The sequence below is a fragment of the Streptomyces sp. NPDC089915 genome, assembly GCF_040684675.1.
Classification (GTDB): domain Bacteria; phylum Actinomycetota; class Actinomycetes; order Streptomycetales; family Streptomycetaceae; genus Streptomyces.
The window spans coordinates 1-21836 of record NZ_JBFBGN010000031.1 but is presented as its reverse complement, the minus strand read 5'-3'; the positions used below and the strand labels follow the sequence as shown (position 1 = coordinate 21836).

The window sequence follows — 21836 nt, the reverse complement described above, 5'->3', positions numbered from 1 at the left end:
GACGGGAGGCGGAGCGGACTCAAGTGTGACAGGAGGAGACTGGACAACCAATCATCCCATGATTCTATGATGGCGGGATGCGCGACGAAGACCTCCAGACCCTGACCCGCCCGGCGACCCCGAGCGGCTCCCCGGGACACCCCGCCACCGCCCCGGCCGCCGACCCCAAGTGGCTCGGCCCCGTGCTCGTCGCCGGCATCGTGCTGGCCGCCCTCAACCTGCGGCCCGCCATCACCAGCCTCGGCGCCCTCTTCGAGGAGGCCCGCACCGGCCTCCACATGAGCGGCACCGTCGCCGGACTGATCACCTCCGTCCCCGCGCTCTGCTTCGCCGTCTTCGGCGTCACCGCCCCCCGGCTCTCCCGCCGCTTCGGCCCCGCCGCCGTCGTCTGCGCCGGCATGGCGGCCGTCGCCGCCGGCCTGCTGATCCGCCCCTTCGCGGACAGCGCCGCCGCCTTCCTCGCCGCCAGCGCACTGTCGCTGGCCGGCATAGCCCTGACCAACGTGCTGCTCCCGGTCATCGTCAAGCGCTGGTTCCCCGACCGCGTCGGCACCATGACCGGCCTCTACTCCATGGCCCTCGCCGCCGGCACCTCCCTCGCCGCCGCCGCGACCGTCCCGCTGACCTCCGCCCTCGGCGGCGACTGGCGCACCGGCCTGCTGGTCTGGGCCGCCCTCGCCGTGGCCGCCGTACTGCCCTGGCTGCCCATCGTCGCCGCGAGCCGCCGCGAGAAGGCCGCCGCGCCCGCCGCCGCACGGGAGGACGCCGGCCCCTCGGTCGTGCGCAGCCGCACCGCCTGGGCCCTCGCCTGCTACTTCGGCCTCCAGGCCACCGGCGCCTACGTCACGATGGGCTGGCTCCCGCAGATCTTCCGCGACGCCGGGGTCTCCGCCTCCACCGCCGGAGTGCTGCTCGCCGTCACCATGGTCATGGGCGTCCCGCTGGCCTTCGTCATCCCCGGCCTCGCCGCACGGATGCGCCACCAGGGCCCCATCGCCGCCGTCCTCGGCGTCTTCGGCCTCGCCGGCTACCTCGGGCTCTACCTCGCCCCCGCCGCCGGAGCCTGGGCCTGGGCCCTCCTCCTCGGCGTCTCCAACTGCGCCTTCCCGCTCGTCATCACGATGATCGGACTGCGCGCCAAGTCCCCGGCCGGGGTCGTCAAGCTCTCCGCCTTCGCCCAGAGCACCGGCTACCTGATCTCGATCCCCGGCCCGCTGGTCATCGGCACCCTCTACCAGCACAGCGGCGGCTGGGACCTCCCGCTCGCCCTCATGGCCGGCCTGATCGTCCCCCAGATCGTCCTCGGCGTCCTCGCCGGCCGGGACCGCACGATCGAGGACGAATGCGGCATGCGAGACTGAGCGGCATGTCGCCCGTACTCGAACCCAACCCCCAGGACAGCCACAAGAAGCTCGGCCTCGTGCTGGGAGCGATGGCCCTCGTGACCGTGATCGTGGCCGTCATCGCCACGATCGCCTCCCCCTGACGCACCGCCCGCCGGCCCGGCCCGGCCCCCGATGGTGGGGTTGACCCCACCATCCCCTAGGGGGTCAGGATCAGGGTCGGCTGGGGTGCGCCCCGGATGGGAAACGCCGCACCGGATCCCTAGATTCGAAGCAGCGAGACAGTCCCCAGCCGAAGAACCCGGAGGCGGCCATGCCGGCCACCACGCACACCCCGTCCCACCCCGCCCGCCGCCGCCCCGGCGCGTACGCCCACACCAGTGCCCGGCTGCACTGGTGGACCCTGGCCCTGCCCGCCCTCGCCTTCGGCCTCCTGCTGCTGCTCCTCGCCGGCTCCGGCCAGGCCCAGGCGGCCGACGGCCAGTCCTCCGGACTCGTCCAGGTCTCCCGGGAACTGCTCCGCGCCGTCGTCTGACCGGCGCCCCGCGCGACCCCGGCCACCCCGCGCCGCAGGACGCCCCGCGCACGCCGGAGCACGCCCTCCCGCGCGGGGGACGGCCCTCCCAACACCCTGAGCCCCGTGGCCCGTTTCATGCGAAGCTGGCCCCATGAGCGCCGACACCCCCCGCAGGATCGCCCTCCTCCGGCACGCCAAGGCCGACTGGCCCCAGGTGTCCGACCACGACCGCCCGCTGGCGGAACGCGGCCGCAGGGACGCGCCCGCCGCCGGCCGCAAGCTGGCCGAGACCGGCATCACCTTCGACCTGGCCCTCTGCTCCACCGCCGCCCGCACCCGGGAGACCTGGAAGCTCGCCGTCCAGGAACTCCCGTACCGGCCGCGCACCAGCTACGAGGAGCGGGTCTACGACGCCTCCCCGGGCGAGCTCATCGCCCTGCTCAACGAGACCCCCGACGAGGTCGGGGACCTCCTCGTCATCGGCCACAACCCCGGCATGCACGCCCTGGCCGAAATCCTCTCCGGGCGGGCCGAGGGCGACACCCAGGCCCGGATGAACCGCACCGGCTTCCCGACCGCCGCACTGGCCGTCGTCTCCTTCACCGGCTCCTGGAAGTCCGTCGAGCCCGGTGTCGGCACCCTGCTGGACTACTGGACCCCGAAGGAACACTGACCGCGACGGCCCCGGGCCCGGGGCGCCCGCGCCCCGGTGCCCGCCCGCGTCCTCAGCCCATCGGGCAGCGGGCCGGCAGCTCCGCGAAGCCCGCGTCCCGGGCCTCCCACAGCTCCGGGTAGAACCGCCGGTACACCGACGCCCGCAGATGCGCCGTGCCGCTGCTGCCGCCCGTCCCCGGCCGCCCGCCGATCTGCCGCTCCACCAGCAGCGCGTGGCAGGCCCGCCACTCCGTCCACACCTCGTCGTGGTCGACCAGCGCCTCCGCCAGCTCGGCCAGCTCCGCGAACTCCACCGGATCGCCGTCCAGCGGACCCGCGCCCAGCCGCGCGTACGCCTCCCAGCGCTCCTCCCGCGTCCCGACCGCGAACCCCGCCTTGGCCAGCAGCGCCACGAACCCCTCCCACAGGGTGGGCTCCGCCAGCCGCCGGTGCAGCCGCTCCCGCTCCCCGGGAGCCAGCCCCGCGACGGCCCGCCGCCCGTACTCCCCGCGCACCCAGTCGGCCCCGCACAGCCCCGCGATCTCCACGTACTGCGCCGACTGCTGGCCGCTGCTGCTGCCGAGCACGCCCCGGAAGGCGTGGAACTCGCGCGGCGGCATCGCCCGCAGCGGATGGATCGCGGCGATCAGCGCCCGGGAGACGGACACGCTGCGCACCAGCCGGGCCCGGGCGGCCCGGGGATCCCCCTCCAGCATCCGGTCGCGGGCGTCCGACAGGTCCCGCAGCAGCTGCCCGAACCACAGCTCCTGCACCTGGTGCACGGTGATGAACAGCAGCTCGTCGTCCACCCCGTCGGCCAGCGGCACCTGGAGCGCCAGCAGTTCCGGCAGCTTCAGGTATTCGGGGTAGGTGACGGTCGCGGTCTCAGACATCGGAGTCCTCCGGGGCACGCAGTCCATAGGCGGCGAACGCGTCCGTGACGCCGGGCAGGTCGAAGGCACCGACCTGGGCGCACAGCCGCAGGGTGGAACGGGAGATCGTCTGGATGCGGTCCACGCCCGCGCTGCCGCCGTAGCTGTCCGCGAGGACGGCCTCGATCCGGTCCTCGTCCAGACCGGCCAGCCGCAGCGACACCCGCACCGGCTCCAGGTCCCAGTCGAGCGCGGCACGGATCATCGCGGGCAGGGCGCGGGCCGCCAGCACCCGGCGCCGCCCGTCGAGCCGGGCCCACAGCTCCAGGAAGAAGGCGGAGAAGAACCGGTGGTGGCGGCCCTCGTCCTTGGCGTGGTCGCGCATCAGCTCCCGTACCGTGCTCACCACGGTCGGGTCCTGCGGCACCTCGTTGAGCACGGCCGTGATCAGCGTCTCGAACACCACCGCCTGCAACTGCCCGGCCAGCACCGGGTCCTCGGGCAGCAGCCGCCGCCCCGTCTCCTGCAGCGCCGTCACGAAGCCGCCGTAGTCCACGTCCGGGACGGCGATGCCGGTGACGCCGGCCACCTGGTCGGCCAGGTCCAGGCTGTAGAGGGCGTGGTAGCCCTCGTCGCAGTACACCTTGAACGCGTCCATCCGCAGCGCCGTCGGGAAGTGCAGCCCCGAGATGCCGTTCGCGACCGGCTCGGCCGCCCCGTTGACCACCCGGGTCTCCAGGTGCGTCGTCGAGTGCAGGAACTGGTAGAGGTGCCGCACCGAGATCTCCCGGACCCGCTCGGGGGCCAGCGCCTTCACCTCCGGGTGCGCCAGGTGCGGCACCAGGGCGTCGGGGAAGAAGACCCGGCCCTGCTCCGTCTCGGCGTGGAACATCCGCCGGACGCCGCCGCGCACGCCGGCGGTCTCGTACCAGCGGTCCAGGGGACCTGGGGCCGTGCTCATGGGCGACTTCCGTTCCGTGGTGCGGGGGAGGGGGAGGGGGTGGGGTCGTGCGGGCCCGGCCGCGGGGGCAGGCCCAGGTGGACGGCGATCCGCCGGACGGCCTCGGCCACCAGCGGGGCGTCGACGGTGTGGCACAGCCGGAACCAGCCCGGCCGCGGCGAGCGGAAGGCACCGCCGGGCAGGATGCTGACCTTCGCCTTCTCGAACAGCTCCCGCCACAGCAGCTCCTCGCCCTCGAACCCGGCGGAGGGCAGCCACCGGCCGAGGTCGAGCCAGACGGAGAAGCCCGCGCCGGCCGGGGCGTACGGGATCCCGTACTCCTCCAGCAGCCCGGTGAGGTGCCCGTACGAGGACCCCAGCCGCAGCCGGCCCGCGGCGAGGAAGGAGGCGACCCACTCCGGGTCGGCCAGCAGCTCCGCCAGGGTGTGCTGGGTGGCGGTGGAGACGGGCGCGAAGTACGCCAGCGCCCGCGCGGCGTCCCGCACCCGAGGATCGCGGGTGTGCAGGACACCGGTCTTCAGGCCGGGCAGCCCGAAGTCCTTCGCGAAGCCCCACACCACGTGCGTGCGCCCGGCCCAGTCCGGGTTGACGGCCGGATCGGCGGCGCTGGTGAACGCCTGCCCGCCGAAGACCGCGTGGGCGTAGATCTCGTCCGCGATCAGGTCCACGTCGTGCGCGCGGACCACGCGCAGCAGCTCCGCCAGCACCTCGGGCGGGTGCACCTCGCCGATCGGGTTGGACGGGGAGGACAGCGCCACCGCGCGTACGGTGACCCCCTCCTCCCGGGCCCGGCGCAGCGCCCGGTCCACCGCCGCGGCCGTCAGCCGGAACCCGTCGGCCGGATCGAGCGGAGCCGGCAGGATCCGGGCGCCCGAGCGGCCGCCGAGATCGGTGTCGAAGGCCCCGTAGTAGGGCGCGGGCACCACGATGGCCTCGCCCGGGTCGCACAGGACGGACGCGATCGCGTCCAGCGCCCCGGTGGCCCCGCTGATCACCACCAGGTCCTCCGCGTCCAGCGGGGTCCCGACGGTGTCCGACAGCAGCGCGGCGACCCGACCGCGCAGGACGGCGGTGCCGTGCAGCGGGGCGTAGCGGGCCGTGGCCTCGGTCATCGGGGGGAGCTGCGCCAGCCGGCCTTCGAGCAGGTCCCACAGCAGCCGGTTCTCGGCGGTGCCCAGGTTCAGGTAGCCGTCGGGGCGGGTGAGGGCGTCGTACGGTTCGGCCTCCGCCCGGAAGTGGGCCTCGGCGATCGCCGGGGTGTCGGCGAGCAGCCGGGCGGCCTGGCGGGAGACGCGGCGGGGTCCGGCGTCGCGGCCCATCAGGCCCTCCCGTGGTCGGCGTCGGCGCCGGTGAGCAGCCCCGGGTGCACCCCGAGGCCCATCGAGGCGTCGATGACGGCCCCGTGCAGCGGAGTGGAGTACTCGCCCGCCAGCCACCACACCTGCTCGGCGATCTCCGCCGAGGTGATCATGCGTCCCTTGGGCAGCCGCGACGAGAGCGCGGCCCGCTCCTGCGCCGAAAGCCGGTCCAGGGTGCTCGCCTGGAACATCGTGGTGTCGACGGCGCCCGGGCAGAGGGCGAACACGTCCACCGGGGCGTGCGCCAGCTCGGCGGCGAGATGACGGGTCAGATAGGTGAGGGCGGCCTTGCTCATCCCGTCGGCCGGGTGGAATCCGGGGAACTGGAAGACGCCCCCGCCGACGCTGGAGATGTTGATGATCTTCCCGAAGCCCCGCTCCAGCATCGCCGGCAGCAGCTGCTCGGTGAGCCACAGCGGACCCACCGCGTTGATCTGGAAGAACGCGGACGCCTTCGCGTGCCCGGGCCCCTCGCTGTAGTGCTCGACCGTCTTCGAACCGACCGCGGCGTTGTTCACCAGGACGTCCACCGGTCCCGGCAGCCGGTCCAGCAGCAGCTCGTGGTCCTCCCACTCGCCCTGGGTGAAGGGGAAGGCCTCCACCTTGGCGCGTCCGGTGAGGGCCAGCTCCTCCACCAGTTCCTCGGCCCGCGCCCGGCCGTTGCGGTAGGTGAACCAGACGGTCCAGTCCTCCTCCCGCGCGAATCTCTCCACGCAGGCCCGGCCGATTCCGCCTGAGCCTCCGGTGATGAGCACACTTCGAGTCATCAACGTCCCCTTGAACGAAGAGTCCGATCGGGCCACCGCTGTCGCGGACCGGCGGATCGATCGGAGCATTAACCCCAAGTGCAGTACAAATGAAGCCAGTTCGGGTCAAAGAAGCCTTGACTCTGCCTCGCGCGGCAGGGCTTTCCGGCCACCGGGCCCCCGGCAAGACGAACGCCCGGCCGAAAGGATCCGGCCGGGCGTTGGGGGGACGGGGGCTGCTCAGGCCAGGTCGGCCGCTTCCACTTCCTCGCGGGTGATGCCGAGCAGGTAGAGCACGGCGTCCAGGAAGGGCACGTTCACGGCGGTGTGGGCGGCCTCGCGGACCACCGGCTTCGCGTTGAAGGCCACGCCCAGCCCGGCCGCGTTCAGCATGTCCAGGTCGTTCGCGCCGTCACCGATCGCCACCGTCTGGGCCAGCGGCACCCCGGCCTCGGAGGCGAAGCGGCGCAGCAGCCGGGCCTTGCCCGCCCGGTCCACGATCTCACCGGTGACCTTGCCGGTCAGCTTCCCGTCGATGATCTCCAGGGTGTTGGCCTGGGCGAAGTCCAGCCCCAGCTGCTCCCGCAGATCGTCCGTGACCTGCGTGAACCCGCCCGAGACCACGCCCACCTGGTAGCCGAGCGTCTTCAGCGTCCGCACCAGGGTCCGGGCGCCGGGGGTCAGCCGCACCTCGGCGCGGACCTTCTCCACCACCGACTCGTCCAGCCCCGCCAGCAGCGCCACCCGGGCGTGCAGGGACTGCTCGAAGTCCAGCTCCCCGCGCATGGCCCGCTCGGTCACCTCGGCGACCTCGGCCTCGCAGCCGGCGTGCGCGGCGAACAGCTCGATGACCTCGTCCTGGATCAGGGTCGAGTCCACGTCCATGACCACCAGCCGCTGCGCCCGGCGGTGCAGCCCCGCCGAGACCACGGCCACGTCGACGCCGATCTGGGCGGCGGTGGTGGCCAGCGCGGTGCGCAGCGGCTCCGTCTCGGCGCCGGACACGGCGAACTCGACGGCCGTCACCGGGTACTTGGCGAGCCGGAAGATACGGTCGATGTTGCCGCCGGTCTCGGTGATCCGGGCGGCGATGACGGCCGTGGACTCGGCGGTGAGCGGGTGCCCGAGCACGGTGACGTGGGACCGGCCGGTACCGCGGGGACGGTTGTCGCCGGTACCGGAGATGATCTCGGCCGACAGCTTCAGCGACTCGGCCCAGCTGTGCACGGTGGCCCGCAGCTCGCCCTCGGGGCCGGTGTCGGGCTTGGTGATGAGGACGCACAGGACGATGCGGCCGCGGGTGACGACCTGCTCGATGTCGACGACGTCGACGGAGTAGGCGGCGAGGGTGTCCATTAGCCCGGCGGTGATCCCGGGACGGTCCTTGCCGAAGATCTTGACGAGGAGGGTGGGGACGTCGGAGGTCTGCGAAGCGCTCATGGTCCCCTCACCGTATCTTCCCGCCCCCGGCACCCGGCTTCCCGTCCCACCTTTTGAACGTGGCGGCACCCGCGTGCCGCCGGAGCCGGGCCGAGCGGGGCGAGAAGTCCCGTATCGCACTCTCCGGGCGGCTTTCGACCCCGCCGCCGGGCGGGCGCGGGGGCCCGCGGAAGGCCCGGATTCCACATGTGGCCGCAGGCCTGAAATAGTTCCCCCGGATGTTCGCCATCCCTAGACTCCCTGACGTCGTTCTCCCTGGACGCCAGGGGGATTCTCGGGGGACCTTAAGTGGGGCTGGAGTGCCGGAACTCGTACTGGAATTGAACGGAAGGACCTGGACGCTCGATCCGTCCAGGTCGTACTCGCTGGGGCGCGATCCCCAGGGAGACGTGGTGATCGATGACGCCCGCGTGTCCTGGCGGCACGCCACCATCAGCTGGAACGGCCGTGTTTGGGCCATCGAGGACCACGGCAGCACCAACGGCACCTACGTGCACGGTGCGCGGGTCCAGCAGACGGAGCTCGTGCCCGGTACGCCGGTCCACCTGGGCAACGCGACGGACGGCCCGCGGCTGAATCCGAGCGCTGCCGCGGCCGCGCAGCATCAGCAGCCGGCCTTCCAGGCCCCGGCCGCGCAGGGCCAGGCCCCGGCGTTCCAGCCGCCGGCCCACCAGCCGCAGCAGCCCGCCTGGGACCAGCAGCACCAGGCCCACCAGCAGCAGCCACAGCACCAGCACCAGCAGCCGCAGCAGCACCAGCAGCAGCCCTTCGTGCCGCAGCAGCAGGGCGGTGTTCCGCAGCAGTCCGCGGCCCCCGGCTACAGCGGCGACCACCGCAGCCCGACGACGTTCCACCAGATCGCCGTCGGCCGCGTCATGCGCATCGGCCGTGCCCTGGAGAACGAGCTCGTCGTCTCGGACCTCCAGGTCTCCCGCCACCACGCGGAGTTCCGCTCCACGGGCGGCCGCTTCGAGATCCACGACCTCGGCAGCCACAACGGCACCTACGTCAACGGCCAGCCGCTGCAGAAGTCCGGCAGCGCGCTGCTCGGCCCCACCGACATCGTCGGCGTCGGCCACTCGACCTTCCGGATCGTCGGCGACCGCCTCGAGGAGTTCGTCGACACCGGCGCCGTCTCCTTCTCGGCCCGCCACCTCACGGTCACGGTCGACGGCGGCAAGCAGATCCTCAAGGACGTCACCTTCGGCGTCCCGGAGAAGTCGCTCATCGGCGTCATCGGCCCCTCCGGCTCCGGAAAGTCCACCCTGCTCAAGGCGCTCACCGGCTACCGGCCCGCCGACCAGGGCGACGTCCTGTACGACAACCGCAACCTGTACAAGCAGTTCGCGGAGCTCCGCCAGCGCATCGGCCTGGTCCCGCAGGACGACATCCTGCACAAGGAGCTGAAGGTCTCCACCGCCCTGAAGTACGCGGCCAAGCTCCGCTTCCCGGGCGACACCGCCGAGGCCGAGCGCGACGCCCGCATCGACGAGGTGCTGCGCGAGCTCAAGCTCGACATCCACAAGGACAAGAAGATCACCTCGCTCTCGGGTGGTCAGCGCAAGCGCGTGTCCGTGGCCCTGGAGCTGCTCACCAAGCCCTCGCTGATCTTCCTGGACGAGCCGACCTCCGGCCTCGACCCGGGCATGGACCGCGACGTCATGCAGCTGCTCCGCACCCTCGCCAACGACGGCCGCACGGTCCTCGTCGTCACCCACTCCGTCGCCGAGCTCGCCCTCTGCGACAAGCTGCTGGTCATGGCCCCGGGCGGGTCCGTCGCCTACTTCGGCCCGCCGGACGAGGCGCTGAACTTCTTCGGCTACACCACCTGGGCCGACGTGTTCTCCGCCTTCGAGAACTACCGCGAATACGACTGGGCCGGACGCTGGAAGGGCTCGCAGCACTACCAGCTGTACGCCGCCGACCTCGACGCGGTCGCCCCGCAGCAGGTCGCGATGCCGCCGCAGCAGATGATCCCGCCCAAGCCGCAGGCCTGGGGCTCGCAGCTGTGGACGCTGATCCGCCGCTACACCTCGGTGATCGCCTCCGACAAGGGCTTCCTCGCCCTGATGGTGCTGCTGCCCGCCGTCCTGGGCATCGTGTCCACGGTGATCCCCGCGAAGTTCGGCCTGGCCCCGCCGACCCCGCCGTCCCGCTTCAACGGCGACGCGGGCACGATCACCCTGATCCTCGCGGTCGGCATGTGCTTCTCGGGCGCGGCCAACTCGGTCCGCGAGCTGATCAAGGAACGCGTCATCTACGAGCGGGAGCGCGCGACCGGCCTGTCCCGGTCGGCGTACCTGATGTCGAAGGTGATCGTCCTCAGTGTGATCACGATCATCCAGGGCGTGATCATCTGCGCCATCGCCTTCACCCCGCGCAAGCTGCCGGCCGAGGGCCTCTTCATGAACCCGGCCGTCGAGCTGTGCGTCTCGGTCACCGCGCTCGGCATCACCGCGATGATGTTCGGCCTGGTGATCTCCTCGCTGGTGAAGACCGCCGAGAAGACCATGCCGCTGCTCGTGATGTTCGCGATCGTCCAGGTCGTCTTCACCGGCATCCTCTTCCAGCTGTACGACAAGGTCGGCCTGGAGCAGTTCGCCTACCTGATGCCCTCCCGTTGGGCCGTCGGCGCCGCCGGCACCACCCTGAACCTGGGCAAGCTCATGGCGCCGTGGGACCCGCAGAACCCCACCAACACCGACCCGCTGTGGGACCACACCACCGGCCAGTGGTTCGTGGACGTCATCGTCCTGCTGCTGCAGGCCGTGATCTGCGGCTTCGCGGTGGCCCGCCTGCTGCGCCGCCACGAGCCCGAGGTCATGCGCAAGTAACACCCGCCGGGCCCGCGAGCGGGCACGCGAAACGCCTCAGGGCGGCACCCGGAGTCTTCCGGGGGCCGCCCTGAGGCGCATGGGGGTCCTGCGGGCGCCCGCTGAGGCGTGGGGGCGCCTAGTAGGCGCTGTTGACGTTGTCCATCGAGCCGTAGCGGTCGGCGGCGTAGTTGCACGCGGCGACGATGTTCGCGACCGGGTCGTACAGGTCGAACTTGGTGCCCTTGACGTGGTACGTGTTGAAGGTCGGCTGGATGACCTGCAGCAGACCCTTCGAGGGGATGCCGTTCTGCGCGTTGATGTCCCACAGGTTGATCGCGCGGGGGTTGCCGCTGGACTCGCGCATGATGTTGCGGTGGATGCCGGCGTAGCTGCCGGGGATGCCCTCGCGCTTCATGATGAAGAGGGCTTCCTTGATCCAGCCGTCCAGGTTGTTCGCGAAGATCGGGGTGCGGGCGGCGGAGCGGCTGGCCGCCTCGGCCTCGCGGTCCTTCTTCGCCTGCGCCGCGGCCGCGGCCTTCGCCGCGTCCTTGGCCTTCTGGTCCGCTACGGCGTGCTGGGCGCCGAGGTTCTGCTGGATCGACTGGGTCCACGCCACGGGGGCGGCGGCCACGGTCTGGTCCTGCTGCGCGCCGGTACCGGCCGGGACGGCGGAGAAGGCGAGCGCGGCGGCACCGAGGGTGGCGACACCGGCGATCGACAGCTTGTACGCCTTCGTCAGACGACTGTGACCGGGAGTGCTGGAAGCAGACATGCGGGGCAACCTCTTCGGATAGCGGGGGCCGCAGGAAGGCGCCGGGAGGATCCGGGATCCCTCGGCGCCTTGCGACGGGAGCCATTCTTAGCGGCGGCAAAATCCTGTGGCAAAGGTGTGACATACGATCCCGGTTAGTGGATCAGGGGGCGGCGGGGCCTCGGGACTTTGGTCCCGGAGACCGGCCGGAGCAGCGCTGACAACGCCTTTACGCATCCACTACGCGGCTTCGTAAGTGATGTGCGTCCTATGCCCGGGCTCACATCGGACCCGTAACAGTCTCACCAAGAGTTGCAGCAGCAATGCGGCGTGTAATCGTTCTCCGCCTCAAGGAGGACGCGGAAGCCCGCCGGCCTCCTCCCCAGGGCAGAAGCACCGCCCCCGGCCCCCTCCCCGAGCCGTACGCCGCCGGGCCCGAAGACCTACGACCGGAGCCCGATCCCGCAGGTCAGGGCCGCCGGTACGGTGACCCCATGGACAACGGACCCTGCACCGGGCTGGCGGCCGTCAGCACCGCCCTGCTCGCCATGAGCCGCCGGCTGGAGGTCCGCGACGTCCTGCGCACCATCGTCGTGTCGGCCCGCGAGCTGCTCGACGCCGAGTACGCGGCCCTGGGCGTCCCCGACGACCACGGGGGCTTCGCCCAGTTCGTCGTCGACGGCATCAGCGAGGACCAGTGGCGCCGCATCGGCCCCCTGCCCCGCCAGCACGGCATCCTCGCCGCGATGCTCCACCAGGACGGCCCCCAGCGGCTGGCCGACGTACGCCTGGACCCGCGCTTCGAGGGCTGGCCCGACGCCCACCCCGACATGTCCGACTTCCTCGGCCTGCCCGTCCGCGACGGCGAGGAGGTCCTCGGCGCCCTCTTCCTCGCCAACAAGAGGAAGACCCCCGCCGCGGCGCACGGCGGCCCCCACGGCTTCACCGACGAGGACGAGGAGCTCCTCTCCCTCCTCGCCCAGCACGCCGCCATCGCCCTCACCAACGCCCGCCTCTACGAACGCAGCCGCGAGCTCACCATCGCCGAGGAGCGCTCCCGCCTCGCCCACGAGCTGCACGACGCCGTCAGCCAGAAGCTGTTCTCCCTGCGCCTGACCGCCCAGGCCGCCGCCGCCCTCGTCGACCGCGACCCGGCCCGCGCCAAGGGCGAGCTCCAGCAGGTCGCCGCCCTCGCCGCCGAGGCCGCCGACGAACTCCGCGCCGCCGTGACCGAGCTGCGCCCGGCCGCCCTCGACGAGGACGGCCTCGTCGCGACCCTGCGCAACCACGTCCGCGTCCTGGACCGCGCCCACACCGCGCACGTCACCTTCACCTGCGACGGCGTACGCGCCCTGCCCGCGGCCCAGGAGGAGGCCGTGCTGCGGGTGGCCCAGGAGGCCCTCCACAACGCCCTGCGCCACTCCGGAGCCGACCGCGTCGAGGTCACCCTCGCCCGCGCCGACGGCGGCGGGGCGCTCCTGCGCGTCAGCGACTCGGGCCGGGGCTTCTCCCCGCCCACCGTCCGCCAGGCCGGCCGCCACCTGGGACTGGTCTCCATGCGGGACCGCGCCGCCGGCGCCGGAGGGCGCCTGGAGGTCCGCTCCGAACCCGGCGCGGGCACCACGATCGAGATGGAGGTCCCCGGTGGCTGAAACCCCCGGCGGCGGCCCCGGCCGCATCCGCGTACTGCTCGTCGACGACCACCAGGTCGTCCGGCGCGGCCTGCGCACCTTCCTGGAAGTACAGGAGGACATAGAGGTCGTCGGCGAGGCCGCCGACGGCGCCGAGGGCACCGACCGCGCCGAGGAGCTGCGGCCCGACGTCATCCTGATGGACGTCACCATGCCCGGCACCGACGGCATCGAGGCCCTGCGGCGGCTGCGGGACCTCGGCAACCCCGCGCGGGTCCTCGTCGTCACCAGCTTCACGGAACAGCGGACCGTGGTCCCCGCCCTGCGGGCCGGCGCCGCCGGATACCTCTACAAGGACATCGACCCCGACGCCCTGGCCGGAGCCATCCGCTCCGTCCACGCCGGACACGTCCTCCTCCAGCCGGAGGTCGCCGAGGCCCTGCTGGCCGCCCAGGACGACCAGGGAGCCCCCGCCGGCCGCCCGGGCGCCCTGACCGACCGGGAACGCGAGGTCCTGGGCCTGATCGCCGACGGCCGCTCCAACCGGGAGATCGCCCGCGCCCTGGTCCTGTCGGAGAAGACCGTCAAGACGCACGTCTCGAACATCCTGATGAAGCTCGACCTCTCCGACCGCACCCAGGCCGCGCTGTGGGCGGTCAGGCACGGGATCACCCGGTAGGGAGCCCCGACCGGGCGGGTAATGGGCTGAGCTGAGATTCATACGGTCGGGTGTACGTCGCCCACATGGCGCATCCCGCCGGGCGGGGGAGCGTTCTCCATGGCGTGCCGCGGCGGCTGGTCGCGGCAGACGCACTGGAGGACGAGAAGTGAAGAACTACAAGAAGGCCGCAGCCGTCACCATGATCGCGGGCGGCCTCATGGCCGCCGGCGCCGGTGTCTCCTCGGCGCACGGCGGTGCGTCCGCGGAGGGCGAGGCCGTGGGCTCGCCCGGCGTGGTCTCCGGGAACCTGGCCCAGGTCCCCGTGCACGTCCCGGTGAACGTGGTCGGCAACACCGCCAACGTCATCGGCCTGCTCAACGGCGCGTGGGGCAACACGGGCGTCAACAACTGACCCCACCCCCTCCCTGACCTGCGGCCCCGCCCTCCCCCTTCTCCCCGGGACGGCGGGGTCGCGGCAGAATCCAGCCCCGCCAGGGGGCACCTCCCGGCGGTAGCCGGGGGAGTTCGAGGCGCGGGGTCCGGGGCGGAGCCCCGAAAGCCCGGGCGCAGCCCGGGGCCGCTCGCGCCGCGGCGCCGCACCCGAACGCACCCGAAGCCCCGCCGGAGGCTACGGCTGGTCCACCGCCGCGTTGTACGCCGCCACCAGCGCCCGCCGCGCCACCCGCTCCACCGGCCGCAGCGCCTCCGCCCGCGCCGCCATCTCCGAGGCCGCCACCGCGCCCCCGTGCCCCCGCTCGTGCGCCAGCGACACCAGCAGGTCCACCCGCTGCGCCAGCGCCAGCACCCGCACCGCCCGCGCCGGATACCCCGGCGCCAGCACCTCACGGCCCGCCTCCGCCCGCGCCCGGTACGCCGACAGCGCCGCCTCCGCCGCCGGCCCCGACGCCGCCACGTCCAGCCGCGTCAGCACCACCGTCGCCTCGCGCAGCGCCTCCGCCAGCTCCCGCTCCGCCTCACCCAGCGAGGGCACGTCCGCCGGCGGGGCCTCCCGCACCGGCAGGCACCGCCACACCACCGAGACGTGCACGTCACCGGCCGGACCCGCCTCCGCGACCTCCGGCACCAGCCCCAGCGCGGCCCCCGCGCACACCACGGCCTCCTCGGCCTCCAGCGCCCGCGCGTTGAACTCCGGCGGCCCGCTCAGCCCCAGCGGATGCCCCGGCGCCGGCAGCGCCACCCGCAGCCCGGTCACCCCCAGCGCCCGCAGCCGGCCCAGCGCCAGCGTGAGCCCCACCGGCCCCGGCTCACCCGGCAGCCCCTCCACCCGGTGCGATGCGTCCTCGCCCACGATCGACGACGCGGCCTCGTCGGGCGAGACGTGACCGGCCAGCAGAGCGTTCCCCCAGGCGGCCAGCCGCCCTGAACGCGGTTCGAAAAGCATCCCCCCACTCTACGGATCCGGCCCCACGCCCGGCCTGGCGCCCGGACCCCTTCCCGAGTGGCGTAGGTTTTCCCCTGGGGCCGCGCCTACAGGCGGGCACAGAGAACCGTGACTGCAAGGGGTGACAACACGCTCATGAGCGATGTTCTGGAGCTGGTGGACGTATCCGTGGTCCGCGAGGGCCGGGCTCTGGTGGACCAGGTCTCCTGGTCGGTCAAGGAGGGGGAGCGCTGGGTCATCCTCGGCCCCAACGGCGCCGGCAAGACCACGCTGCTGAACCTCGCCTCCAGCTACCTCTACCCCACCAAGGGCTCCGCCACCATCCTCGGCAGCACCCTCGGCAAGCCCGGCAGCGACGTCTTCGAGCTGCGCCCGCGCATCGGCGTCGCCGGCATCGCGCTCGCCGACAAGCTCCCCAAGCGGCAGACCGTCCTGCAGACCGTGCTCACCGCCGCCTACGGCATGACCGCGACCTGGCAGGAGGAGTACGAGGAGGTCGACGAGCAGCGCGCCCGCGCCTTCCTGGACCGCCTGGGCATGTCCGACTACCTCGACCGCAAGTTCGGCACCCTCTCCGAGGGCGAGCGCAAGCGCACCCTGATCGCCCGCGCCCTGATGACCGACCCCGAGCTCCTCCTCCTCGACGAGCCCGCCGCCGGCCTCGACCTCGGCGGCCGCGAGGACCTCGTCCGCCGCCTCGGCCGGCTGGCCCGCGACCCCATGGCCCCGTCCATGGTCATGGTCACCCACCACGTCGAGGAGATCGCCCCCGGCTTCACGCACGTCCTGATGATCCGGCAGGGCAAGGTCGTCACCGCCGGCCCCATCGACCTGGAGCTGACCTCCCGCAACCTCTCCCTCTGCTTCGGCCTCCCGCTGGTCGTCGAGCGCAACGAGCACGACCGCTGGACCGCCCAGGGCCTGCCCCTGCGCTAGCCCGCGCGCGGGACGTCCTCCGCGCCCTGTCCGGCCGCGCCCACCCGACCTACCATGACCATGTGGACATCGACGCATGGGTGTGGTGGCTCATCGGCGCGGTCGGACTGGGCATCCCCCTCGTCCTCACCGCGATGCCGGAGTTCGGCATGTTCGCCGTCGGCGCCGCCGCCGCCTCCGTCACGGCGGCCCTCGGCGCCGGAGCGGTGGCCCAGGTCCTGGTCTTCGTCATCGTGTCGGTCGCGCTGATCGCCGTCATCCGGCCGATCGCCAACCGCCACCGCGACCAGCGGCCCCAACACCGCACGGGCATCGAGGCGTTGAAGGGCAGATCCGCCGTCGTGCTGGAACGGGTCGACGGCAGCGGCGGCCGCATCAAGCTCGCCGGCGAGATCTGGTCCGCCCGCACCCTCGACACGCACAGCAGTTTCGAACCCGGTCAGTCCGTCGACGTCGTGGACATCGACGGAGCGACCGCGGTCGTCATGTGAGCAAGCAGCCCACCCGCGGCCCCGGGGTCTGCGAGACTCCGCTCAACGGGGCAGCACGGACAGCCGGAAGGGCACGGGGAACCGCATGTCATCGATCATCATCGTCCTGATCATCCTGGTGGTACTGGTCTTCATCGCCCTGGTCAAGACGATCCAGGTGATCCCGCAGGCCAGCGCCGCCATCGTCGAGCGGTTCGGCCGCTACACCCGCACCCTCAACGCGGGCCTCAACATCGTCGTCCCGTTCATCGACTCCATCCGCAACCGGATCGACCTCCGCGAGCAGGTCGTCCCCTTCCCGCCGCAGCCGGTCATCACCCAGGACAACCTGGTCGTCAACATCGACACCGTCATCTACTACCAGGTGACCGACGCCCGCGCCGCCACGTACGAGGTGGCCAGCTACATCCAGGCCATCGAGCAGCTCACCGTCACCACGCTGCGCAACATCATCGGCGGCATGGACCTGGAACGGACCCTCACCTCCCGCGAGGAGATCAACGCGGCGCTGCGCGGGGTCCTCGACGAGGCCACCGGCAAGTGGGGCATCCGCGTCAACCGCGTCGAGCTCAAGGCCATCGAGCCGCCGACCTCCATCCAGGACTCGATGGAGAAGCAGATGCGCGCCGACCGCGACAAGCGCGCCGCGATCCTCCAGGCCGAGGGCGTCCGCCAGTCCGAGATCCTGCGCGCCGAGGGTGAGAAGCAGTCCTCCATCCTGCGCGCCGAGGGTGAGGCCAAGGCCGCCGCCCTCAAGGCCGAGGGCGAGGCCCAGGCCATCCGTACGGTCTTCGAGTCCATCCACGCCGGCGACGCCGACCAGAAGCTCCTCGCCTACCAGTACCTCCAGATGCTCCCGAAGATCGCCGAAGGCGACGCCAACAAGCTCTGGATCGTGCCCAGCGAGATCGGGGACGCACTCAAGGGCCTCTCGGGCGCCATGGGCAACTTCGGCCCCCTCGGCGGCGGTCCGACGGGCTTCAACCCGCAGAACACCGGCAAGGGAGCCCCCGAGACCGGCAGCGGATCCGACCGCCGCGAGCAGCCCCCCATCGACTGACGCGCCCTCCCCTCGTGCATGATCGGTGAGGCCCCTCGACCTTCATGGCGGGGAGGCGACTCACTCACGCAAAGGGGATGGCTCCGTCCATGTCCATGTCCATCTGGGAATCACTCGCGGTCCTCGCCGCCGGAATCGGTGCCGGCACCATCAACACCATCGTCGGTTCCGGCACCCTGATCACCTTCCCGGTGCTCCTCGCCACCGGCCTGCCCCCGGTGACCGCCAACGTCTCCAACACCCTCGGCCTCGTGCCCGGCTCCATCAGCGGGGCCATCGGCTACCGCCGGGAGCTCCGGGGACAGCGCTCCCGCATCCTGCGGCTCGGCTCCGTCTCCCTCGTCGGCGGCCTCGCCGGAGCCATCCTGCTCCTGACCCTGCCGTCGGACTCCTTCGACACGATCGTGCCCGTCCTCATCGGCCTGGCCCTCGTCCTCGTCGTCCTCCAGCCGAAGCTCGCCGCCGCCCTGCGCCGCCGCCAGGAAGCCGCCGGAGGGGACAACGGACACCCCGACGGAGGCCCGGCCCTGCTCTCCGGCATGCTCCTGTCCAGTGCCTACGGCGGCTACTTCGGCGCCGCCCAGGGAGTCCTCTACCTCGGCCTGATGGGGCTGCTGCTCCGCGAGGACCTGCAACGGATCAACGCCGTCAAGAACGTGGTCGCCGCCCTCGTCAACGGCATCGCCGCCGTCTTCTTCCTCTTCGTAGCAGAGTTCGACTGGACCGCCGTCCTGCTGATCGCCGTCGGCTCCACCATCGGCGGCCAGATCGGCGCCAAGGTCGGCCGCCGACTGCCCCCGGCCGTCCTGCGCGGGGTCATCGTCACCGTCGGGATCGTGGCCATCGTCCAACTGCTGCTCCGCTGAACCGCGTAGCCGAAATACGTCACGCAAAAGCGTCCGCCCCGCCCGCCGCACACGGCGACGGACGGGGCGGACGAGACGGACGAGTCGGATCAGGCGGACGGGACGGGTGGGACTCAGGCGGAACGCGCCAGCCAGGCGGGCAGCTCCTCCTGCCCGCCCACCCCCAGCGAGAGCAGCATCGCGTCCGCCGGCGACGGCACGAAGGGCTTCCGCAGCAGCGGCATCCCCGCCTCCTCCGGAGTCCGCGCCGCCTTGCGGTGGTTGTCCTCGGCACAGGACGCCACCGTGTTCAGCCAGGTGTCCCCGCCCCCCTGGGCCCTCGGCAACACGTGGTCCACGGTCGTCGCGCGCTTCCCGCAGTACGCGCACCGGTGCTGGTCCCGGACCAGCACCCCCCGCCGTGACCAGGGAGCATGTCTTCGGAAGGGCACCCGGACGTACCTGCACAACCGGATCACCCGGGGCATCGGCAGGTCCACGGCCGCCGCACGCACACGCAGTTCGGGATGGGACTGTTCCACCACGGCCTTGTCCTGGAGAACCAGAACGACGGCGCGGTTCAGCGACACCGTCGACAGCGGCTCGAAGCTCGCGTTCAGTACCAGCGTGTCCCGCATCTCGCCCACCTCCCGTGTGCAGGCCCGCGACCACCCTGGCGGCAAGGCCCGGAACCACTCTGGCCGCGCGCGCCACGCGGGACAACGCAATAAAAATGCCCGGCCCCGGCCTCTTTTAGACCAGGACCGGGCGAACGCCGGGAGAACGATCAGCCCGCCGGCGCCTCGTACTCGCCGATCAGCTGCGCCCGGCCGAGCGCGTGGAACCGCAGGTGGAAACCGACCGCGGCACAGGACGCGTCCGCGTCCGGACCCAGCCGCTCCCGGTCCACCGCGTACACGGTGAACACGTAGCGGTGCCGCTCCCCGGCCGGCGGAGCCGCCCCGCCGAAGTCCTTCGTCCCGTAGTCGTTGCGCACCTGCACCGCACCGGCCGGCAGCCCCTCGAACCTCCCGCTGCCCGCACCCGCCGGCAGCTCGGTCACCGAGGCCGGGAGATCGAACAGCACCCAGTGCCAGAACCCGCTGCCCGTCGGGGCGTCCGGGTCGAAACAGGTCACCGCGAAGCTCTTCGTCCCCTCCGGGAACCCCTCCCAGCGCAGCTGCGGGGAGAGGTTCCCGCCCGACAGGACCTGCGCGTCACCCAGATCGGCCCCGGGGGCGAGATCGGCACTGGTCACCGTGAAAGCGGGCACCTCGGGGTGGAAGGCGTGGGGGAGAGGAGCCCTGTTCCGCTCGGTCACTGCTGTACTCCTTGATCGAAGAAGTCCTACGGGCCCGAGACTAGTGACTAGAACCAGTTGCGCTGCGAACCGACCGAGGCGATCCACTGGTTCAGGTACGCCGCCCAGTCGGTCCCCTCGTACGAGTGCAGACCCACCTGGAAGCAGCGGTAGGTGTCACTGCCCTCGCTGAACAGCCCCGGCTTCTTGTCCATCTCCAGCACGACGTCCATCTCGTGGCCGTCCGAGACGAAGGTCAGCTCCACCTGGTTCAGCCCCCGGTACTGCGACGGCGGCAGGAACTCGATCTCCTGGTAGAAGGGCAGCGTCTGCCGGGTCCCGCGGATGTGCCCGCGCTCCATGTCCGCGCTGCGGAAGGAGAAGCCCAGCTGCCGGAACGCGTCGAGGATCGCCTGCTGCGCCGGCACCGGGTGCACGTTGATCGGGTCCAGGTCGCCCGCGTCCACCGCGCGCGCGATCTCCAGCTCCGTGCTCACCCCGATGTTCATCCCGTGCAGCGGGTGGCCCTCGAAGTGGGTGATCGGGGTCTCCGCCGGGATCTCCAGCGCGAACGGCACCACGTGCAGGGCGTTCGGCTGCACCTTGAAGGCACCGCCGAGGCGCTGCTTGGTGAAGACGACGTCCTGCTTGTACTCCTGGTCGCCGCCCTCCACCTCCACCCGTGCCTGGAGCCCGACCGACAGCCCCTCGATCTGCTGCTCCACGGCCCCGCCCTGGATCCGCACCTCGCCCTGGACGATCCCGCCCGGCACCACGTTCGGCTCGGTGATGATCGTGTCCACCGAGGCACCGCCGGCACCCAGGCTCGCGAGCAGCTTCCTGAAGCCCATGTCTATCTCCCCTATACGGATACGGAATACGGATACGGATCTGAGGGGGGCGGCACCCGGACCGTCCGCGGCCCGCCCCACCCCCCACCACTGCGGAACCTTAGGCCCCGGTTGCCCGGGCGCGTGCTCGGCTACGCTCGGCCGGATGAGCGCGCGCCCCGACCGTACGCCCCTGCCCCGGTCCTTCTTCGACCGCCCGGTCCTCACCGTGGCCCCTGACCTCCTCGGCCGCGTCCTCGTCCGCCGTACCCCGGACGGCCCGATGGAACTGCGCATCACGGAGGTGGAGGCGTACGAGGGCGAGGCCGACCCGGGCTCCCACGCCTACCGCGGCCGCACCGCCCGCAACGCGTCGATGTTCGGCCCGCCCGGACACGCGTACGTCTACTTCATCTACGGCATGTGGTTCAGCCTCAACCTCGTCTGCGGCCCGCCGGGCCACGCGAGCGGAGTACTGCTGCGCGCCGGGGAGGTGACGGTGGGCGCCGACCTCGCCCTCAAACGTCGCATCACGGCCAGAAACCCGCGAGAACTGGCCAAGGGCCCGGCCCGCCTGGCCACGGCCCTGGACGTGGACCGCTCCCTCGACGGCACCGACCTCTGCGCGGGCCCCGACTCCCCCCTCTCCCTCCTCACGGGCACCCCCACCCCTTCCGACCAGGTGGGCAACGGGCCGCGCACGGGAGTGGGCGGCGCCGGCGCGGCCCATCCCTACCGCTACTGGATCACCGGCGACCCGACCGTCAGCCCGTACCGGGCCCACGCGCCGCGCCGCCGCTCAACTTGACTCGATCTCCCGAGCCGCCTAACGTAGCCCGAGCCGCTGGAACAGGTACTGCCATCGCAGACCTGCGGGAGCGGCAAACCCACTACCTACGATGTGCCCCTGACGGGGTCGATTTCGGCATGCCCGAATTCGAATCCGACAGCTCGATTATGAGTTGCAGGGAATGCGCGCTAATGTGGTGGAGCGCCGAAAGGCAAAGGCCCCCAACGGCCACCGAATTCAAATCCAAACCGGAAACGGAGCGGAAATGATCTGGTAGAGTTGGAAACGAAGGAAGCGCCCGGAGGGCCTGGAAACAGGAACGAAGGAAGCGTCCGTACCTTGAGAACTCAACAGCGTGCCAAAAATCAACGCCAGAAGTTGATACCCCGTCCACTTCGGTGGATGAGGTTCCTTTGAAAAAGACCTGTCGGG

At 72.0% G+C, this 21836-nt stretch carries 24 protein-coding genes; 13 read left to right on the top strand and 11 right to left on the bottom strand.

Annotated elements, in window-relative coordinates; translation table 11 throughout:
- Positions 1–77: 77 nt before the first annotated feature.
- From AB0O29_RS12750 to AB0O29_RS12735, 4 genes are all read left to right on the top strand, one after another.
- Positions 78–1361, top strand: coding sequence for an MFS transporter (locus AB0O29_RS12750; RefSeq protein ID WP_365150379.1), 1284 nt, complete (start codon positions 78–80; stop codon positions 1359–1361).
- A 5-nt stretch (positions 1362–1366) separates the two neighbouring features.
- Entirely contained in the window at positions 1367–1486 is a 120-nt protein-coding gene (locus tag AB0O29_RS12745) for an SGM_5486 family transporter-associated protein (protein WP_281187117.1), read from the top strand.
- 170 nt (positions 1487–1656) lie between these two features.
- Positions 1657–1878, top strand: a complete 222-nt coding sequence (locus tag AB0O29_RS12740) for a hypothetical protein (protein ID WP_365150376.1) — start codon at positions 1657–1659, stop codon at positions 1876–1878.
- 133 nt (positions 1879–2011) lie between these two features.
- Complete coding sequence (locus AB0O29_RS12735; protein WP_365150373.1) at positions 2012–2533, top strand: histidine phosphatase family protein; 522 nt, start codon at positions 2012–2014, stop codon at positions 2531–2533.
- A gap of 52 nt (positions 2534–2585) precedes the next feature.
- On the opposite strand, the gene AB0O29_RS12730 is transcribed toward AB0O29_RS12735, so the two are convergent.
- From AB0O29_RS12730 to serB, 5 genes are all read right to left on the bottom strand, one after another.
- Positions 2586–3407: a tryptophan 2,3-dioxygenase family protein gene (locus AB0O29_RS12730; protein WP_365150370.1), complete on the bottom strand. Its 822-nt coding sequence runs from the start codon at positions 3405–3407 to the stop codon at positions 2586–2588.
- The gene (locus AB0O29_RS12725; protein WP_365150367.1) at positions 3400–4347 is read right to left on the bottom strand and encodes a diiron oxygenase; all 948 of its coding nucleotides are present in this window, start codon (positions 4345–4347) and stop codon (positions 3400–3402) included. Before AB0O29_RS12725 ends, AB0O29_RS12730 begins: the two co-directional genes overlap by 8 nt.
- Complete coding sequence (locus tag AB0O29_RS12720) at positions 4344–5666, bottom strand: aminotransferase class I/II-fold pyridoxal phosphate-dependent enzyme (protein ID WP_365150364.1); 1323 nt, start codon at positions 5664–5666, stop codon at positions 4344–4346. The genes AB0O29_RS12725 and AB0O29_RS12720 overlap by 4 nt, the downstream gene beginning before the upstream one ends.
- Positions 5666–6472, bottom strand: a complete 807-nt coding sequence (locus AB0O29_RS12715) for an SDR family NAD(P)-dependent oxidoreductase (protein ID WP_365150361.1) — start codon at positions 6470–6472, stop codon at positions 5666–5668. The genes AB0O29_RS12720 and AB0O29_RS12715 overlap by 1 nt, the downstream gene beginning before the upstream one ends.
- A 219-nt stretch (positions 6473–6691) precedes the next feature.
- Positions 6692–7891, bottom strand: coding sequence for a phosphoserine phosphatase SerB (serB, locus tag AB0O29_RS12710; protein WP_365150358.1), 1200 nt, complete (start codon positions 7889–7891; stop codon positions 6692–6694).
- Between the two features lie 299 nt (positions 7892–8190).
- Here serB and AB0O29_RS12705 point away from each other — a divergent pair, with 299 nt between their 5' ends.
- Complete coding sequence (locus AB0O29_RS12705) at positions 8191–10725, top strand: FHA domain-containing protein (RefSeq protein WP_365150355.1); 2535 nt, start codon at positions 8191–8193, stop codon at positions 10723–10725.
- Positions 10726–10843: 118 nt separating this feature from the next.
- On the opposite strand, the gene AB0O29_RS12700 is transcribed toward AB0O29_RS12705, so the two are convergent.
- Positions 10844–11479: a transglycosylase SLT domain-containing protein gene (locus AB0O29_RS12700; protein WP_365150352.1), complete on the bottom strand. Its 636-nt coding sequence runs from the start codon at positions 11477–11479 to the stop codon at positions 10844–10846.
- A 473-nt stretch (positions 11480–11952) separates the two neighbouring features.
- Here AB0O29_RS12700 and AB0O29_RS12695 point away from each other — a divergent pair, with 473 nt between their 5' ends.
- The 3 genes from AB0O29_RS12695 (at position 11953) to AB0O29_RS12685 (ending at position 14162) form a co-directional block, all read left to right on the top strand.
- The gene (locus AB0O29_RS12695; RefSeq protein WP_365150349.1) at positions 11953–13110 is read left to right on the top strand and encodes a GAF domain-containing sensor histidine kinase; all 1158 of its coding nucleotides are present in this window, start codon (positions 11953–11955) and stop codon (positions 13108–13110) included.
- The gene (locus AB0O29_RS12690; RefSeq protein WP_365150346.1) at positions 13103–13768 is read left to right on the top strand and encodes a response regulator transcription factor; all 666 of its coding nucleotides are present in this window, start codon (positions 13103–13105) and stop codon (positions 13766–13768) included. Before AB0O29_RS12695 ends, AB0O29_RS12690 begins: the two co-directional genes overlap by 8 nt.
- Positions 13769–13916: 148 nt before the next feature.
- Positions 13917–14162, top strand: coding sequence for a chaplin (locus AB0O29_RS12685; RefSeq protein WP_365150343.1), 246 nt, complete (start codon positions 13917–13919; stop codon positions 14160–14162).
- A 216-nt stretch (positions 14163–14378) separates the two neighbouring features.
- Here the strand turns inward: AB0O29_RS12685 and AB0O29_RS12680 are convergent, their stop codons facing one another.
- A complete protein-coding gene (locus AB0O29_RS12680; protein WP_365150340.1) occupies positions 14379–15152 on the bottom strand; it encodes a hypothetical protein in 774 nt (257 codons plus the stop codon).
- Between the two features lie 135 nt (positions 15153–15287).
- Here AB0O29_RS12680 and AB0O29_RS12675 point away from each other — a divergent pair, with 135 nt between their 5' ends.
- From AB0O29_RS12675 to AB0O29_RS12660, 4 genes are all read left to right on the top strand, one after another.
- A complete protein-coding gene (locus AB0O29_RS12675; protein ID WP_365150337.1) occupies positions 15288–16088 on the top strand; it encodes an ABC transporter ATP-binding protein in 801 nt (266 codons plus the stop codon).
- A gap of 62 nt (positions 16089–16150) precedes the next feature.
- Positions 16151–16579, top strand: a complete 429-nt coding sequence (locus tag AB0O29_RS12670) for an NfeD family protein (RefSeq protein ID WP_365150334.1) — start codon at positions 16151–16153, stop codon at positions 16577–16579.
- Positions 16580–16664: 85 nt separating this feature from the next.
- Positions 16665–17639, top strand: coding sequence for an SPFH domain-containing protein (locus AB0O29_RS12665; protein ID WP_365150331.1), 975 nt, complete (start codon positions 16665–16667; stop codon positions 17637–17639).
- Between the two features lie 95 nt (positions 17640–17734).
- On the top strand, positions 17735–18505 hold the full coding sequence (locus tag AB0O29_RS12660; protein ID WP_365150482.1) for a sulfite exporter TauE/SafE family protein: 771 nt from the start codon (positions 17735–17737) through the stop codon (positions 18503–18505).
- Between the two features lie 113 nt (positions 18506–18618).
- On the opposite strand, the gene AB0O29_RS12655 is transcribed toward AB0O29_RS12660, so the two are convergent.
- The 3 genes from AB0O29_RS12655 to AB0O29_RS12645 all read right to left on the bottom strand — a co-directional run bounded on the left by AB0O29_RS12655 (position 18619) and on the right by AB0O29_RS12645 (position 20635).
- Complete coding sequence (locus AB0O29_RS12655; protein ID WP_365150328.1) at positions 18619–19122, bottom strand: HNH endonuclease; 504 nt, start codon at positions 19120–19122, stop codon at positions 18619–18621.
- A 149-nt stretch (positions 19123–19271) separates the two neighbouring features.
- Positions 19272–19805 carry a YbhB/YbcL family Raf kinase inhibitor-like protein gene (locus tag AB0O29_RS12650; protein ID WP_365150325.1) on the bottom strand — a complete coding sequence of 178 codons (534 nt, stop codon included), beginning with the start codon at positions 19803–19805 and terminating at the stop codon, positions 19272–19274.
- A 47-nt stretch (positions 19806–19852) separates the two neighbouring features.
- Positions 19853–20635 (bottom strand): sporulation protein, encoded by a 783-nt coding sequence (locus AB0O29_RS12645; protein ID WP_344154789.1) that lies wholly within the window; start codon positions 20633–20635, stop codon positions 19853–19855.
- Between the two features lie 145 nt (positions 20636–20780).
- Here AB0O29_RS12645 and AB0O29_RS12640 point away from each other — a divergent pair, with 145 nt between their 5' ends.
- A complete protein-coding gene (locus AB0O29_RS12640; RefSeq protein WP_365150322.1) occupies positions 20781–21422 on the top strand; it encodes a DNA-3-methyladenine glycosylase in 642 nt (213 codons plus the stop codon).
- A 219-nt stretch (positions 21423–21641) separates the two neighbouring features.
- On the opposite strand, the gene AB0O29_RS12635 is transcribed toward AB0O29_RS12640, so the two are convergent.
- Positions 21642–21836 (bottom strand): hypothetical protein (locus AB0O29_RS12635; protein WP_365150319.1); only part of this gene is annotated, 195 nt, incomplete at its 5' end.

Coding starts and splice junctions, on each gene's coding strand:
- AB0O29_RS12750 (WP_365150379.1), top strand. CDS start 78: ATGCGCGACGAAGACCTCCAGACCCTGACCCGCCCGGCGACCCCGAGC.
- AB0O29_RS12745 (WP_281187117.1), top strand. CDS start 1,367: ATGTCGCCCGTACTCGAACCCAACCCCCAGGACAGCCACAAGAAGCTC.
- AB0O29_RS12740 (WP_365150376.1), top strand. CDS start 1,657: ATGCCGGCCACCACGCACACCCCGTCCCACCCCGCCCGCCGCCGCCCC.
- AB0O29_RS12735 (WP_365150373.1), top strand. CDS start 2,012: ATGAGCGCCGACACCCCCCGCAGGATCGCCCTCCTCCGGCACGCCAAG.
- AB0O29_RS12730 (WP_365150370.1), bottom strand. CDS start 3,407: ATGTCTGAGACCGCGACCGTCACCTACCCCGAATACCTGAAGCTGCCG.
- AB0O29_RS12725 (WP_365150367.1), bottom strand. CDS start 4,347: ATGAGCACGGCCCCAGGTCCCCTGGACCGCTGGTACGAGACCGCCGGC.
- AB0O29_RS12720 (WP_365150364.1), bottom strand. CDS start 5,666: ATGGGCCGCGACGCCGGACCCCGCCGCGTCTCCCGCCAGGCCGCCCGG.
- AB0O29_RS12715 (WP_365150361.1), bottom strand. CDS start 6,472: ATGACTCGAAGTGTGCTCATCACCGGAGGCTCAGGCGGAATCGGCCGG.
- serB (WP_365150358.1), bottom strand. CDS start 7,891: ATGAGCGCTTCGCAGACCTCCGACGTCCCCACCCTCCTCGTCAAGATC.
- AB0O29_RS12700 (WP_365150352.1), bottom strand. CDS start 11,479: ATGTCTGCTTCCAGCACTCCCGGTCACAGTCGTCTGACGAAGGCGTAC.
- AB0O29_RS12695 (WP_365150349.1), top strand. CDS start 11,953: ATGGACAACGGACCCTGCACCGGGCTGGCGGCCGTCAGCACCGCCCTG.
- AB0O29_RS12680 (WP_365150340.1), bottom strand. CDS start 15,152: ATGCTTTTCGAACCGCGTTCAGGGCGGCTGGCCGCCTGGGGGAACGCT.
- AB0O29_RS12675 (WP_365150337.1), top strand. CDS start 15,288: ATGAGCGATGTTCTGGAGCTGGTGGACGTATCCGTGGTCCGCGAGGGC.
- AB0O29_RS12665 (WP_365150331.1), top strand. CDS start 16,665: ATGTCATCGATCATCATCGTCCTGATCATCCTGGTGGTACTGGTCTTC.
- AB0O29_RS12660 (WP_365150482.1), top strand. CDS start 17,735: ATGTCCATCTGGGAATCACTCGCGGTCCTCGCCGCCGGAATCGGTGCC.
- AB0O29_RS12655 (WP_365150328.1), bottom strand. CDS start 19,122: ATGCGGGACACGCTGGTACTGAACGCGAGCTTCGAGCCGCTGTCGACG.
- AB0O29_RS12645 (WP_344154789.1), bottom strand. CDS start 20,635: ATGGGCTTCAGGAAGCTGCTCGCGAGCCTGGGTGCCGGCGGTGCCTCG.
- AB0O29_RS12640 (WP_365150322.1), top strand. CDS start 20,781: ATGAGCGCGCGCCCCGACCGTACGCCCCTGCCCCGGTCCTTCTTCGAC.